The 13208-nt window shown below is 65.5% G+C and carries 15 protein-coding genes and 1 tRNA gene; 7 read left to right on the top strand and 9 right to left on the bottom strand.

The window, feature by feature from the left end; all coding sequences use genetic code 11:
• Window positions 1-56: 56 nt before the first annotated feature.
• Window positions 57-581 carry an Lrp/AsnC family transcriptional regulator gene (locus V6X30_RS07795; protein ID WP_367984052.1) on the top strand — a complete coding sequence of 175 codons (525 nt, stop codon included), beginning with the start codon at window positions 57-59 and terminating at the stop codon, window positions 579-581.
• Window positions 582-608: 27 nt separating this feature from the next.
• Here the strand turns inward: V6X30_RS07795 and V6X30_RS07790 are convergent, their stop codons facing one another.
• Both V6X30_RS07790 and V6X30_RS07785 read right to left on the bottom strand, forming a co-directional pair.
• Window positions 609-1241, bottom strand: a complete 633-nt coding sequence (locus tag V6X30_RS07790; RefSeq protein ID WP_367984051.1) for a LysE family translocator — start codon at window positions 1239-1241, stop codon at window positions 609-611.
• Window positions 1242-1257: 16 nt separating this feature from the next.
• Window positions 1258-1333, bottom strand: a tRNA-Phe gene (locus V6X30_RS07785).
• A gap of 65 nt (window positions 1334-1398) precedes the next feature.
• On the opposite strand from V6X30_RS07785, the gene V6X30_RS07780 reads away from it, so the two are divergent.
• Window positions 1399-2457 carry a tRNA-queuosine alpha-mannosyltransferase domain-containing protein gene (locus tag V6X30_RS07780; RefSeq protein ID WP_367984050.1) on the top strand — a complete coding sequence of 353 codons (1059 nt, stop codon included), beginning with the start codon at window positions 1399-1401 and terminating at the stop codon, window positions 2455-2457.
• A gap of 6 nt (window positions 2458-2463) precedes the next feature.
• On the opposite strand, the gene V6X30_RS07775 is transcribed toward V6X30_RS07780, so the two are convergent.
• The 3 genes from V6X30_RS07775 to V6X30_RS07765 are packed head-to-tail and all read right to left on the bottom strand — an operon-like array spanning window position 2464 to window position 5263.
• A complete protein-coding gene (locus V6X30_RS07775; protein ID WP_367984049.1) occupies window positions 2464-2733 on the bottom strand; it encodes an oxidative damage protection protein in 270 nt (89 codons plus the stop codon).
• The gene (mutY, locus tag V6X30_RS07770) at window positions 2730-3788 is read right to left on the bottom strand and encodes an A/G-specific adenine glycosylase (RefSeq protein WP_367984048.1); all 1059 of its coding nucleotides are present in this window, start codon (window positions 3786-3788) and stop codon (window positions 2730-2732) included. Before mutY ends, V6X30_RS07775 begins: the two co-directional genes overlap by 4 nt.
• Window positions 3788-5263, bottom strand: a complete 1476-nt coding sequence (locus V6X30_RS07765; protein WP_367984047.1) for an AsmA family protein — start codon at window positions 5261-5263, stop codon at window positions 3788-3790. The genes mutY and V6X30_RS07765 overlap by 1 nt, the downstream gene beginning before the upstream one ends.
• A 62-nt stretch (window positions 5264-5325) precedes the next feature.
• Here V6X30_RS07765 and V6X30_RS07760 point away from each other — a divergent pair, with 62 nt between their 5' ends.
• From V6X30_RS07760 to V6X30_RS07740, 5 genes are all read left to right on the top strand, one after another.
• Complete coding sequence (locus V6X30_RS07760; protein ID WP_367984046.1) at window positions 5326-5802, top strand: host attachment protein; 477 nt, start codon at window positions 5326-5328, stop codon at window positions 5800-5802.
• Between the two features lie 68 nt (window positions 5803-5870).
• Entirely contained in the window at window positions 5871-6629 is a 759-nt protein-coding gene (gene modA, locus V6X30_RS07755) for a molybdate ABC transporter substrate-binding protein (protein WP_367984045.1), read from the top strand.
• Window positions 6626-7297, top strand: a complete 672-nt coding sequence (modB, locus tag V6X30_RS07750; RefSeq protein ID WP_367984044.1) for a molybdate ABC transporter permease subunit — start codon at window positions 6626-6628, stop codon at window positions 7295-7297. Before modA ends, modB begins: the two co-directional genes overlap by 4 nt.
• Window positions 7294-8373 carry a molybdenum ABC transporter ATP-binding protein gene (modC, locus tag V6X30_RS07745; RefSeq protein ID WP_367984043.1) on the top strand — a complete coding sequence of 360 codons (1080 nt, stop codon included), beginning with the start codon at window positions 7294-7296 and terminating at the stop codon, window positions 8371-8373. Before modB ends, modC begins: the two co-directional genes overlap by 4 nt.
• A 91-nt stretch (window positions 8374-8464) precedes the next feature.
• Complete coding sequence (locus V6X30_RS07740) at window positions 8465-8647, top strand: hypothetical protein (RefSeq protein WP_367984042.1); 183 nt, start codon at window positions 8465-8467, stop codon at window positions 8645-8647.
• On the opposite strand, the gene V6X30_RS07735 is transcribed toward V6X30_RS07740, so the two are convergent.
• From V6X30_RS07735 to V6X30_RS07720, 4 genes are read right to left on the bottom strand one after another with little or no spacing between them, the layout of a single operon-like run.
• Complete coding sequence (locus tag V6X30_RS07735; RefSeq protein ID WP_367984041.1) at window positions 8623-9666, bottom strand: proline racemase family protein; 1044 nt, start codon at window positions 9664-9666, stop codon at window positions 8623-8625. The two genes, V6X30_RS07740 and V6X30_RS07735, sit on opposite strands and share 25 nt — an antisense overlap.
• A complete protein-coding gene (locus V6X30_RS07730; RefSeq protein ID WP_367984040.1) occupies window positions 9663-11246 on the bottom strand; it encodes an aldehyde dehydrogenase (NADP(+)) in 1584 nt (527 codons plus the stop codon). The genes V6X30_RS07735 and V6X30_RS07730 overlap by 4 nt, the downstream gene beginning before the upstream one ends.
• 28 nt (window positions 11247-11274) lie before the next feature.
• Window positions 11275-12201: a delta(1)-pyrroline-2-carboxylate reductase family protein gene (locus V6X30_RS07725; RefSeq protein ID WP_367984039.1), complete on the bottom strand. Its 927-nt coding sequence runs from the start codon at window positions 12199-12201 to the stop codon at window positions 11275-11277.
• Window positions 12202-12203: 2 nt separating this feature from the next.
• On the bottom strand, window positions 12204-13205 hold the full coding sequence (locus tag V6X30_RS07720) for a 4-hydroxyproline epimerase (protein ID WP_367984038.1): 1002 nt from the start codon (window positions 13203-13205) through the stop codon (window positions 12204-12206).
• Between the last annotated feature and the right edge of the window lie 3 nt (window positions 13206-13208).

Here is a 13208-nt window from a genome sequence, read left to right as displayed (position 1 = left end):
CGCTGATTCGAGTATCCATAAGCTCCACGATAGCGGAGAAATAATGGTAGATTGTCTTGAAAAAGCGCTTTTCAGAATATTTTCAGACTGTTTTTTCGGGAAAATCCATGTCGATCGAACTATCCTCTAACGAAAACCTCGACCGATTGGACCGCGCGATACTTCGGGTGCTTTCCGTAGACGGCCGTATCAGCATCGCCGAGCTGGCTCGGCGGATCGGTCGATCCAAGACGCCGACGCAGGCCCGGTTGCGACGGCTTGAGAAGGCTCGAGTCATCCGCGGTTACCGGGCGATTCTTGACCCGATCGGCATCGGCGCGGCGCATGTGGCCTTCGTCGAGGTGAAGCTGTCGGATACCCGCGAGGCTGCTCTGCGCGACTTCAACGAAGCGGCGCGGGATATACCCGAGATCGAGGAATGCCACCTGATTGCCGGTGGCTTCGATTATCTGCTCAAGGTGCGTACGCCGGGCATCGCGACCTACCGGCGAGTGCTCGCCGAGAGTATTTCCAGTCTTCCGCATGTGGCCTCGACCAGCACCTATGTCGCCATGGAGGCGGTCAAGGAGCTGGGCCCCTGAGCGGACGTTTGCAGTCGTTGCGGGGCTTCAGGCGCTGATGAGGTCGAAGACGATCTTGGCCGAGAAGCCGAGGAAAGCGATGCCGGCGAGACGCTCGATCCAGTGCTGATGATCCTCAAGCCGCACCAGAAGCCCTGTGGAGGCCGTGAGCAGACTGACGGTGGAAAACCATAGCAGTCCGCAGATACCAACAATGCCAACCACCGCAGCCAGAACCCAGGCCGGTGTGCCGGGCTTGATGGCCGTGCCGAAGATACTGCCGAAAAAGACGATGGCCTTGGGATTGGTGAGGTTGATGAAAAGCCCCAGCAACACGGGATTTCGCGGACCCGCCGGCTCGGTCGGAGCTTCCTGCTCGATGTGTCGCTCCGGCATGCGCGTCAGCAGCAGGCCGATGCCCAGGTAGCCCAGGAACGCCGCGCCACCGATACGGACCACCATCTCAAACCAGTCAATGCGATTGATGAGCGTGGACAGGCCTGCCGCGCTCAATGCCGCGTAGGCCGTGATGCCGATACTCACGCCAAGTGCGGTCAGGATGCCGGCCCGCTTGCCCCGGGCAATGGTATTGCGCACCACCGCCACGAAGTCCGGTCCGGGCAGCATGAGGGCGGGGGAGAAGATGGCGAAGACGCCGAGTAGTGGCAGAACGGTTTGCATAGGGAGTCAGATTATTTGGTGGCCAGGGAGAGAATCGAACTCCCGACACGACGATTTTCAGTCGTCTGCTCTACCAACTGAGCTACCTGGCCGCCGGAGAGCGGTATTCAAACCGATGCGGCCGGACGGGTCAAGCTGAACGCCCTAAAATGGGAGTATGCGCCGACGTGTTCTCTTGCTCTCCGCCTATCAGTCCGACAGCCATGCCTGGTGGGTGCGCTGGCTCCAGCAGGCTTTTCCGGCCATCGACTGGCGGCTGTTGACCTTGCCAGGGCGCCATTTCAAGTGGCGTATCCGCGGTAATCCCCTGTCATGGCTGGACCAGATCGAGTCGGCCTGCGAGGACATAGATCAGGTCGTGGCCACCTCTATGGTGGATCTGGCTACTTTGCGCGGACTCTGTCCCCCCCTCGGTCAAATTCCCACGGTTTACTATTTCCACGAAAACCAGTTTGCCTATCCCATCGGACCGGGCCAGCGGCACACGATCGAGCCCCGGATCGTGCAGCTCTACGGCGCGCTCGCCGCCGATTATCTGTTGTTCAACTCGGACTGGAATCGGCGGAGTTTTCTCGACGGTGTTGATGGGCTGCTCGGGCGAATGCCCGACGCGGTTCCCGCGGGGGTGGCCGCGCGACTGGGCCGTCATGCGGCGGTCCTTCCCGTGCCGATAGCCGAACGTGCCTGGCCGGTCGCTGAGCATCGGGACCCGCGGCTTATTGTCTGGAATCACCGCTGGGAATACGACAAGGCGCCCGAGGTCTTTGCCCGGGCGCTGGATCGTCTGGGGGAGCGTGGCTATGACTTTCGTCTTGCCTTGCTCGGTCCGCGTGCACCAAAAATCCCGGCTGTCCTCCAGGCGCTGGAGGAGCGGTGGAGTGCGCGCATCGTGGCCAATGGCTGTCTGGCTAGGGCCGACTACGATGCGATCCTGCATCGCGCAGGCATCGCCGTGAGTACGGCGATCCATGAATTCCAGGGGCTTGGGATGCTCGAGGCGGCGAGCGCCGGCGCAGCGCCGCTGGTTCCCGACGCACTCGTCTACCCCGAGCAGTATCCCCCCGCGTATCGTTATCCGGCGGGTGATGTCGATGCCCTGGCGGCGCGCCTTGGGCAGTGGCTCGGTGACCCGCCCCCGGCACCGGACGTGAGTGCGTGGTCTGAAGTGGCCCTGAGGCCATCCTGGGCCCGTCCTCTGGGCGGGGATGGCGGTTGATGTTTCTCATCCCTCCGGCTGGTAGTCCGGCGGCGGTGCCGAGCCCTCGCCGAAGAAGAAGTTCTCCATCTCCTGCTCCAGGAACTGCCGCGCCTTGGGGTCCATGGGGGAGAGCCGATACTCGTTGATCAGCATGGTCTGGTGGCCAAGCCACATCTGCCAGCCCTCCTGACTGACATTCTCGAGGATGCGCTCGCCGAGTTCCCCGGGATAGGGTTGGCGCTTGAGTTTCTGGCCTTCGCGGCCAAGCTTCACGCAATGGACCGTGTCGGTCATTCCGATGGCTCCTTTTGATGAATGAGGCGGTGGACGGGGGCGGGCAGTCCCGGCGCTTCGTCCGACAGCGGGTCATACCAAAGCCGATCATTGTCCGCTACGACGGTCTCATCCATCAATCGGCCCCGGACCGGCTGAATCTCCAGACTGAAGTGCGTGAATTCGTGGCGTAGCGTCGCCGGTGATTCCTCCAGCAGTTGGATTCCAGCACCGAGTTGCTCCCGGGCCCATGTTTCGGGGTCACCGGTTGCTTCCGGCAGCGACCAGAGGCCGGCCCAGATGCCGGTGTCGGGCCGACGCTCAAGCAGGATGCCGCCGTGGCCATGGATGATGAGCATGGTCGTCTGGCGGAGGGGCTTTTGACGGCGCGGTCTGCGGCCCGGGTAGACGGTCGGATCGCCCTCGGCGAGGCCCCGGCAGTCACTGCGCAGCGGGCAGCGCTGACATTGCGGTTGCCGGTTGCAGACGGTCGCGCCCAGATCCATCATCGCTTGATTGAAATCCCGGGCACGTCTTCTCGGCGTCACCGCTTCGCTAAGGGTCCATAGCCGGCGCGCGACGGCGGTCTGGCCGGGCCAGCCCGGGACTGCGTAATAGCGGGCCAGGACGCGTTTGACGTTACCGTCAAGAATGGCGTGTGGGGCATTGCGCGAAAGCGACAGGATGGCCCCCGCCGTCGAGCGGCCGATGCCGGGTAGCGCGGCCACGTCATCCAGTGCGTGAGGAAACTCGCCGTTATGCTGGCTGACCAGCATCCGCGCGCAGCGATGCAGGTTGCGTGCCCGGGCGTAGTAGCCAAGCCCGGCCCAGTGGGCCAGAACGTCATCCCGATCGGCGGCGGCCAGTGACTCGACGTCGGGAAAGCGCGCTAGGAAGCGCTCGAAGTAGGGGATGACCGTGCTCACCTGGGTCTGTTGCAGCATGACTTCGGAGATCCAGACCCGGTAGGGCGTGGCCGGATGCTGCCAGGGGAGATCATGGCGCCCATGGCGCTCGAACCAGTCCAGCACGGCGGTTGCGAAGTCTTCGGCCGGCGCAGGATCCGCGGCGGACATCAGTTCATCAGCCCCTCGAGACGATTACGCAGCTCATCGACCTCCTCCTCGATGCGTTCGCGGATGCGCGTGCCCTGGCTTTCCTGGAGCACTCGCGCAACGTCGACGGAAACGCGGGGCTGATCCCAGCTACCCTCGATCTGCAGGGGGATCGCGACACCGCGAAGGGATTCCAGGGTTTTTCCGCCCTGTCCCTCGATGCTGCCAACGATATTCACATCCAGTCTCAGCGCCAGGGTCTGCTCGACGAGATCGCTCTGGCCGCTGCCACGAACCCTGAGCAATGGCGAGTCCAGGCTGATGTCGTCGCTGCTGGCCACACCGTCGCGCACGGATACGCTCCCGGTGAAGCTCGTGAAGTCGGTCTCCGGTGTCGCGGTGTCAGGCGGTGGGGTCCGCCCTTCAAGCCGCGCCAGCGCCTGACGGATGATCCTTGCGATATTGATGCCGCGCAGGGCGCCGTCGCGGATGCTGAACTCGCCGTCTGCAGTGAGGCTGGCCAATGGCGGGTTGCCGCTGGAGAGCGCCAGCGCACCGCTGGCCGCCATGCCGGCCTCGCCGGTGACCCGTTCGAAGCCCGTGAATGCGGCGAGCAGAGGGCCCATGGCGACACCATTGAGGCTCTCGTCAAAGCGCAGAGGCATATTCTGCGCCTCGGTCTGGAGGCGGATGTCGCCGCTGTAATCGCCGTCGTAGAACACCGCGGAGAGGGGGTGGATCCGCCAGCCCGATGCGGTCGGGCTGATATCGGTGCTGATCTCGCTGATCTCCAGCTCGTTGGCGGTCAGTGTCGTGTCCCTGAGCGACAGGCTGCCATCGCGGCGGATGGTGACGTCGCCCGCGAGGCGCGCATCCCATTGCGCGTCGCCGCGCCTGATCAATGCCTCGAGCGTCAGCGAGGTTGCCTGGCCGATGGTCACGGCGCCTAGATCGAGGTTGATGGGGTCCGCCGTCAACACATCGCCCGTGGTCTGATCTTCGTAGCGGATTCGGCCATCCGAGAGGTCGATGCCACCGAGACTCAGCCCGGCGAGCCATTCCGGGGGTGGTGTCATGCCGCCGGACCCCGTCGCTGTCTGCCCGCCATTGCGATCGAGTTGCCAGTTGCCGACACCCTCCGCGTTGCGGATCAGGTTGATGGTTGGCCGTCGCAGCTCCAGCGTCTCCAACTCGATATGGCCGGCGAACAGTGGCATCACGGCTAATCCCGCACCCAGGCCCTCGGCGCTCACCAACGGCCTGTCGGGAAAGCCGGTGCCACTGCCCAGCCGAACCGCACCCAGATCTATGCTGAGGCGCGGGAACAGGCTCCAGCCGATGTCGCCGCTCAGGGTGAATGTGCGCCCGGTCTCGCTTTCTACCGCAGCAGCCAGCTGATCGCGGTAGTCGTTCGGGTCGAAAAGGAGCACCACGGCAGCAATGGCTGCCAGGAGCAGGCCAGCAATCCCACCGAACGCAATGAACAACCACCTCATGATGTCTGTCTCTTCGTAAAGGGCAATGATGAAAACGCCAGATGGCAGAAAGGAGAACATGAATGAGTGAAGTCTGCATCGTCGTAGCGGATGGATCCCGCGCCCGAGTGTTTGAATTGACTCATCCGCAACAGCCGGAGTTCGAGAGCGGCCCTGATCTCAAGGAGGTCACCTCACTGGCGGCGCCTGAACACACCGGACGGGATCAGGCGATCTACAGCGACGAGGTGACTGGCCGCAACCGGACCGTCGCCGGTGGCGGACACAACTACGATGAGCATCGTGACGCCCACGATGACGAAGTGGAGCGACAGTTCGCCCGTGACATCCTCGCTGATCTGGCGTCACACGGCGCGGATCGGAACATCCTCTGTGCAAGCCCTCGCATGATGGGTTACCTGCGGGAGGCCAGGGGGCAGTTCGCCGGTCTGGAGTTCACCGAGGTGCAGAAGGACCTCACCGCTCAGGAGCCGCGTCGCATTCATGAGCAGCTCGCCGACGAGGGATTGCTGCCGGCGCGAAAGCCGCCGGGCGCCTGATGGACGTCGATTGACGCCTGTCACCACCCAGTAGAGCATATCGCCTGACTGTACGGGGGTCGGGTGAGATGACACGCTGGATTGTTGGCTGGATGCTTGTGCTGGCGGTGACGCCGGCGATGGCCGAATCGGTGCGCGTGGCGGTGGCATCCAATTTCCTCGCACCGCTTGAGCAGATTGCGGATGCGTATTCCGCGCAGGGGGGCGCGGCGCTTCAGATCAGCGCTGGCGCGACGGGACAGCACTACGCGCAGATCGTCAATGGCGCTCCGTACGATGTCTTGCTGGCGGCCGATCAGGCCCGGCCCGAAAGGCTGGCAGTGGAAGGGTACGCGCGCCCCGAGAGTCGTTTTTCGTATGCCGTGGGGCGGCTGGTGCTGTGGGCGGGGGCGAACGCCTCGCTTCCCGATGACGGCCTGGCGGGGCTCGCCGGGCATCCAATGCGGCGCCTTGCCATTGCCAACCCCGAGCTGGCGCCCTACGGGCTGGCGGCGCGCCAGACGCTGGAGGCCACCAGCCAGTGGTCGGCGCTGTCCGAAGACATCATCCAGGCGCAGAACGTCGGTCAAGCCTTCCAGTATCTGGCCACCGGCAATGTCAGCCATGCCCTGGTTGCCGCCTCCTACACGGGCCTTGAGAACGCGCCCCGGGGCGACTGGATCATGGTGGATGCACGCTTGCACGATCCCGTTCGGCAGGACGCGGTCATCCTCGAGCAGGCTGCCAATCCCGAGGGGGCCAAGCGTTTCGTGGAATTCCTCAAGGGGCCGGTCGCCGGCGAAATCCTGACGCGCTTTGGATACCAGGCAGCGGTCTCGCGTCCATGAATCTGACGCCGGTCTGGATCAGTCTTCAGCTGGCCAGCGTCACCGTCGTGGTGCTGCTGGCCCTGGGTACACCGCTTGCCTGGTGGCTCGCCGTTGGGCGCAGCCGATGGCGCGTTCCGGTGGATGCGCTGGTGGCGCTGCCATTGGTGCTCCCGCCCACGGTGCTCGGCTTCTACATGCTCGTGCTGCTTGGCCCGCAGGGTCCGATCGGCGGGCCCTGGTTCGCGGTGACCGGCGACACCCTCACTTTCAGCTTTATCGGCCTGGTGATGACCTCGGTACTCTATTCGCTGCCCTTCGTGGTGCAGCCGCTCCGCGATGCCTTCCGCGCCGTGGGGGCGGGGCCGCTGGAGGCGGCCGCCATGCTCGGCGCGCGCCCCCTCGATGCCTTCTTCAGGGTGGCCTGCCCTCTTGCCGGACGGGGGTTTCTCACGGCTGCCGTGCTCGGCTTCGCGCACACGCTCGGGGAATTCGGGGCGATCCTGATGGTGGGCGGGAGTATCCCGGGTGAGACACGGGTGGTGGCGATCGCCATCTACGAGCATGTTGAAACCCTCGATTACGCATCGGCCCATGTCCTGTCAGCCGGCCTGTTGCTCTTCTCCTTCCTGGTGCTGCTGGCGATCTACACGCTGAACCGGCGCGGCCGTACCGGAGGGCTGGTGTGAGCGAGCGGTTGTTGACGTTCGATCTGCGACTGCGCCGGAGGGGGTTTGAGCTCCAGGCCGAGGGCCACCTGGAACCGGGCATCACGGCGCTTTTCGGTCCGTCGGGTTGTGGCAAGACGACGTTGCTGCGTTGCCTGGCCGGACTGGAGAAGGCCAGTGAGGGCGTCATTCGGCATGGCGGCAGTGCCTGGCAGACACGATCTACCCGTCTGCCGCCGCACCGCCGACCCGTTGGCCTGGTATTTCAGGATACCCGTCTGTTCACGCACCTGAGCGTCGCACAGAATCTTGAATTCGCGCGGCGTCGCCGGCGAGCGGAAGGGCCCGATCAGCAGGAGGTCGTCGAAGCACTGGGCGTGGAAGGGCTCCTCGACAGGATGCCTGCGGCGTTATCCGGCGGCGAAGCCCAGCGGGTCGCGCTGGGCCGGGCCCTGCTCGCAGGTCCCCGCGTGCTGTTGATGGATGAGCCCCTGGCTGCACTGGATCATGACCGTCGGGCTCGCATCATGCCGCTCGTCCGCGCCATTCCGGAGCGCTTCGGCGTGCCGCTTCTATACGTGACCCACACCCGGGACGAGGTCCTTGCCCTGGCCGATCGGGTCATGTTGATGAACCGGGGCGAGATCGTTGCCCATGACACGGTGGCCGAGATGTTCTCGGCCCCGGCTTTCTGGCCGGCGCTCGGCGGTAGCGAGCCAACGGTGGTGTGGGACGCGAGAGTCGTCGCCCGGGATAATGATTGGGGCCTTACCGCGCTGGCCTCGGACGCCGGACGTCTGCGGCTGGCAGGCATCAGTTTCAACACGGGTGTTCGGCTGCGCTTGCTGGTCGCGGCGCGTGACGTGGTGTTGACGCTGGAGCCACCCCTGGCCAGCAGCGCGCTCAACGCGCTGCCGGTCCAGGTCGAGTCGCTTGAGAGTCGTGGCAACGGGCTTGTTCTCGTGCGACTGACCGCCGGCGGTCGCGCTCCTCTGTGGGCCGAGGTGAGTCGCCAGTCAGCGGCGGCCCTGCGGCTGGCACCCGGACGCCGCGTTCATGCATTGATCCGGCCTCAACTGCTCGGTGGTCCTGATTGACAGGAATGAACGTCTAGCCCTTTACTCTCCTCAACCCCCGCTTCACAATCCGCGCTTTCGCACTGCACCAAAATCCGCTGGGGGTCGGGGTATGGCAGCGACTCTTTGCCAGAACTGTCGCGTGGAGTACAGGGATCGGGAGATCGTGATCAGCGGACCGGACCGGGAGGCCCGTGAAGAGGCTCAGCGCATCATCCAGCGATTTGCCTGCAGTGCTGTGCCCTATCGTCTGGCCAGCGTTGCGGCCAATCAGGTGGTGCTCCGCCCGGCCTGATCCGCGAGCCGTCGCGGGACCTCGAATCCCGCCCGTAACGGGTCTTTGGATTCCACGCAGAGGCTGCCTTCCCCGCTGTAGTAACCCTGTCCGCTGACAGTGACGATCACCTGGTCATCCGTCAGCGCCTCCCGGATCTCTCCCGCGAACGGTACACCGCTGAGGCCGGCGAACTCGCAGGCGACACCCGGCGCCAGGTGCCCGCGGGCATGGGCCAGGGCCAGCCGGGCGGTGATCCCCGACCCCGTCGCACTGCGATCCACCTGACCGTCTCCGAACAGGCACAGGTTGCGGGTCATCAGGGAATCGGGCGGTCCGCTTCCGTCGGTGATGATGCAGCCATACAGGAATCCGAGATCGGCCTCCCCGGGGTGGCGGATGTCCAGTTGCTCCCGACCCGCCGCAATAATCGAGCGACCGGCCGCGACGAGTTCGTCAAAAGGGCTGCCGTACAGGTCGAGGCCGAGTCGACTGGCCGGCAGGATGGCGTAATAGGCACCGCCATAGGCGATATCGACCGCAATGCGCTCATGCCCGTTCAGCTGAAGCGGCTGACTCAGCTGGCCGGCGAATGCCGGTACGCTGTCAAAGCTGACCCGTCCCGTTCGGCCCGTGGCATCGGTCTCCACCCGGACATCCACCGGTCCACAGGGGCACTGCAGTCGAAAGCTGGTCAGGGGTCGCGTTGCCTGGACGATGCCCTGGTCAATGACCCAGCGTCCCAGCGCTACCGTTGCATGGCCACACATCGTGCTCCAGCCGCCGTTGTGCATGAAAAGCACGGCTAGAGCGCAGTCCGATCGGTCGGGTTCCGTGGGCCAGACGCCATACATATCCGCATGGCCGCGGGGCTCGAGCATGAGATGACGGCGGACCGCATCGTGTGTCTGCATGGCATCGCGGCGCTTGTCCAGCAGAGTGGCACCGGAGAGTACCGGTGCACCGCCGGTGACGATCCGCACGGGCTCGCCCGCCGCATGCAGATCGGTGTAGGCATAGCGACGCTCTGCGCTTGTCACCGACTGGCGCCCGGCTCGGGCTCGCCATCCACCAGTCGCGGCAGGCCGAGCGGATTGGCGTCCTGCAGGGCGGGTGGCAGTGCCGGGTCCGGCATGTCCTGCAGTGCAACGGGACGAAGGAACCGGTCGATGGCGAGGGTGCCCACCGACGTGCTGCGGCTGTCCGTCGTCGCGGGGTAGGGGCCGCCGTGCACCATCGCCTCGCCCACTTCCACTCCGGTGGGATAGCCATTGAAGAGCACCCGCCCGGCGCGTCGCTGGAGCAGCCGGAGCAGGGTGCCATTGGCAGCCGCCTCCGCCTCGGTGGCATGGATGCCGGCGGTGAGCTGACCCTGGAGGTTGTCCGCCGCTGCCTGCAACTCCGCCATGCTCTCGAGGGTCACCACCAGGGTGACCGGGCCAAATACCTCCTCGGCGAGCGCCGGGTCGGCGCGAAAATGCTCGAAGTCCGTCCGGTAGGCGCGGGCCTGTGCATGGTGGTCGGCGGACCCGCCGGCAGCCAGTCGCTCGACCCCGACAGTGCCCTCCAGGCGGGTGCAGCCGGCCTCGTAGGCTGAGAGGATGCCGCCATGCAGCATTGGCGTTGCCGTCATGCCCTCGACGGCCCCGGCCAGCGTCTCGCAGAAGGCGTCGAGGCCGGCCCCACGGATCGCGAATACCAGTCCGGGCTTGGTGCAGAATTGCCCGCAACCCAGGGTGAAAGAGCCTGCCAGGCCGCTGGCGATGGATTGCGGACGCTCTTCCAGGGCGGCCGGGAGAATGAAAAGCGGATTGACGCTGCCCATTTCGGCATAGACCGGTATCGGGCTGGGGCGCGTCGCCGCCATTTGCTGCAAGGCCAGCCCGCCGCGCTGCGAGCCGGTGAATCCCACCGCCTGGATATCCGCATTGCGCACCAGGGCCGCGCCGAGATCATGCCCGGCCCCCTGCAGCATGGAGAAAACGCCGCCTGGCAGGCCCAGTTCGGATACAGCGTTTTCCACGGCTTGGGCCGCAATCGCCGAGGTGCCGGGGTGGGCGGGGTGCGCCTTGACCACCACCGGGCAGCCGCTGGCCAGCGCTGATGCGGTGTCACCGCCGCAGACGGAAAACGCCAATGGAAAGTTGCTCGCGCCGAAGACGGCCACCGGCCCGAGGGGAATTCGATACTGGCGAAGATCCGGCTTTGGGGCCGGCTGGCGTTGGGGGTCACCGTGATCGATGCGAACGCCGAGGAAGTCGCCCCGGCGAACGACTTTGGCAAAGAGGCGTAACTGCCCGGTGGTGCGAGCCAGCTCACCACGAATTCGTGCCTCTGGCAGCGCGGTCTCTGCCCCGGCTCGCTCTACGAAGTCATCGGCGCTGGCCTCGAGCATCTCGGCAATCCGCTCGAGCAGACCGGCGCGCATCTCAAGTGATACGCCGGCATAGGCCTCGGCGGCCTGCGCGGCGGCACTGCAGGCCTGATCGACTTCCTCAGGGGTCGCCTCATGGAAACGGGGTTCGAGGGGTTCGCCGGTGATGGCGTTTTCCGCCTGGAAGGATGGGCTGCCCTCGGCACTGTGCCGACCGGCGATGAATTGATCGGTTGCGATGTCCATAGTCGCCTTCTGTCCTGTTGATCTGTTTTCAAGCGTCGATTGAGCGGGCCAGGACCCGGCCGGCGGCGAGGTCCCAGAGCGACTGACCGACACTCTTGAATATCATCGGGCCTTCATCGGCTGGCCGCTGGCCATCGACGATGACGGATTCCAGCGTGATGGCCTGCGACCAGTCGAAGGCCCCTGCCTCATGGGCCTGGATCAGGTCACCGGCCTCGTCACGCGCCCCTTCCGCCGTGTCGACGATGATGTTGCCCTGCTGCAGGAGGGCCGCTGGGATCTCGGCCATATGAGGACGGAACGCCCCCACGGCGGCGACGAAGGTGTCCTGCGGCAGCGATGCGGGCAGGAAGGGCTCGGTCGCGGTGGTGGCCGTCACGATCAGTCGCACCTCCTCCAGTACGGCCCGCGGATCGTCGATTACCGTGATGTTCATGCCCTGTTCGTTCATGTCCGCCGCCAGTGCCTCGGCACGGCTTCGCGTCCGCGAGTGAATGAAGGCCCGCCGTGTGCCCAGGCCATCCCGGAATGCCTCCAGGTGGGTCCGTGCCTGGGTGCCCGCGCCATAGACCAGTAATGGTGTGTCGGTTCGGTGTGCCAGCCGCTGCGCGGCCAGCAGCGAGACGGCGGCGGTCCGACGCGCCGACACGGCACCGCCATCCACCAGGAGCTGGCGCTCGCCGGTGGCGGCATCGAGGATGACCATCTCGCCCTGGATCGTCGGGCGCCCCTTTACGCCATTGCGGGGATGCACGGTGACCAGTTTCGTGATGGCGATCTCACCATCGGTTGCGGGCATGAGCAGCAGGGTGCCGTCCTCGGACAGCGGCATGAAGCCACGCGGTGGGCATGCGGTCTGGCCGGTGCGGGCCAGCTTCAGAACCTCCGCGCAGGCGTCCGCTACCGCCTGGTAGTCAAGCCGTGCCAGCGTCTGTTCGCGGTCGAGCTGTTGCATGTCTAGTTCACCGAGAAACCATGGGCGAACGGATCCCGATCATCGATGAAGATGGTGTTGTAGCCCGTCACCCGGGCCCAGCCGGTGATGCCCGGACGTATGCCCTGATGCGGGCCAACGGTCTCCAGCGCCAGGACCTCTCCGGTGAACAGACTGCCGATGATGCTCTCGTGGACGAACCGATCCCCCACCGAGAGCCGGCCACGGCCGTGCAGCTGTGCCATCCGGGCCGACGTTCCCGTGCCGCAGGGCGATCGGTCGATGGCGCGGTCGCCATAGAAAACGGCGTTGCGCGCATCGGCCGCCGGGTCATGAGCCGGCCCGGTCCACATGACATGCGAGATACCGCGGATGGTGTCGTCATCGGGGTGGACCGGCTCGATCAGGGTATTCAGCCGCCGCCGGACCTCCGGTGACAGGCGCAGGATATCGTCGACGGCAAGGGCGTCGAGCCCCTCGAAGCCGGGCTGGGGATCGAAGATGGCGTAGAAGTTGCCCCCATAGGCGATGTCACAGCGCAGCGGCCCCAGCCCCGGCACCTCGACTTCGACATCGGTTGCCTCCAGCCAGGCCGGGACGTTGCGCAGGCTGACCGACTCTACGAAACGCCCGTCGCTTTGATAGCTCACCTCGACCACCCCCGCGGGGGTATCCAGTCGCAGGGCGCCCGGCTCACGGGGGGTGACGAAACCTTCCTCCAGCGCGGTGGTGACCGTGCCGATGGTGCCATGCCCGCACATCGGCAGGCATCCGGAGGTCTCGATGAACAGCACCCCGACGTCGCAGTCGCTGCGCGTTGGCGGGTACAGGATCGAACCCGACATCATGTCGTGGCCCCGCGGCTCGAACATGAGTCCCCGCCGGATCCAGTCGTGGTTGGCGAGGAAATCCTGCCGGTATTCGCTCAGGCTGCTGCCGGTCAGCTGTGGGCCGCCCCCCGCGACAACCCGGACCGGGTTGCCGCAGGTGTGGCCGTCAACACAATGAAAGGTGTGTCTTGCCATCGC

The sequence above is a fragment of the Spiribacter sp. 1M189 genome (genome assembly GCF_040838345.1).
Classification (GTDB): domain Bacteria; phylum Pseudomonadota; class Gammaproteobacteria; order Nitrococcales; family Nitrococcaceae; genus Spiribacter; species Spiribacter insolitus.
This window is presented reverse-complemented; position numbering and strand designations above follow the sequence as displayed.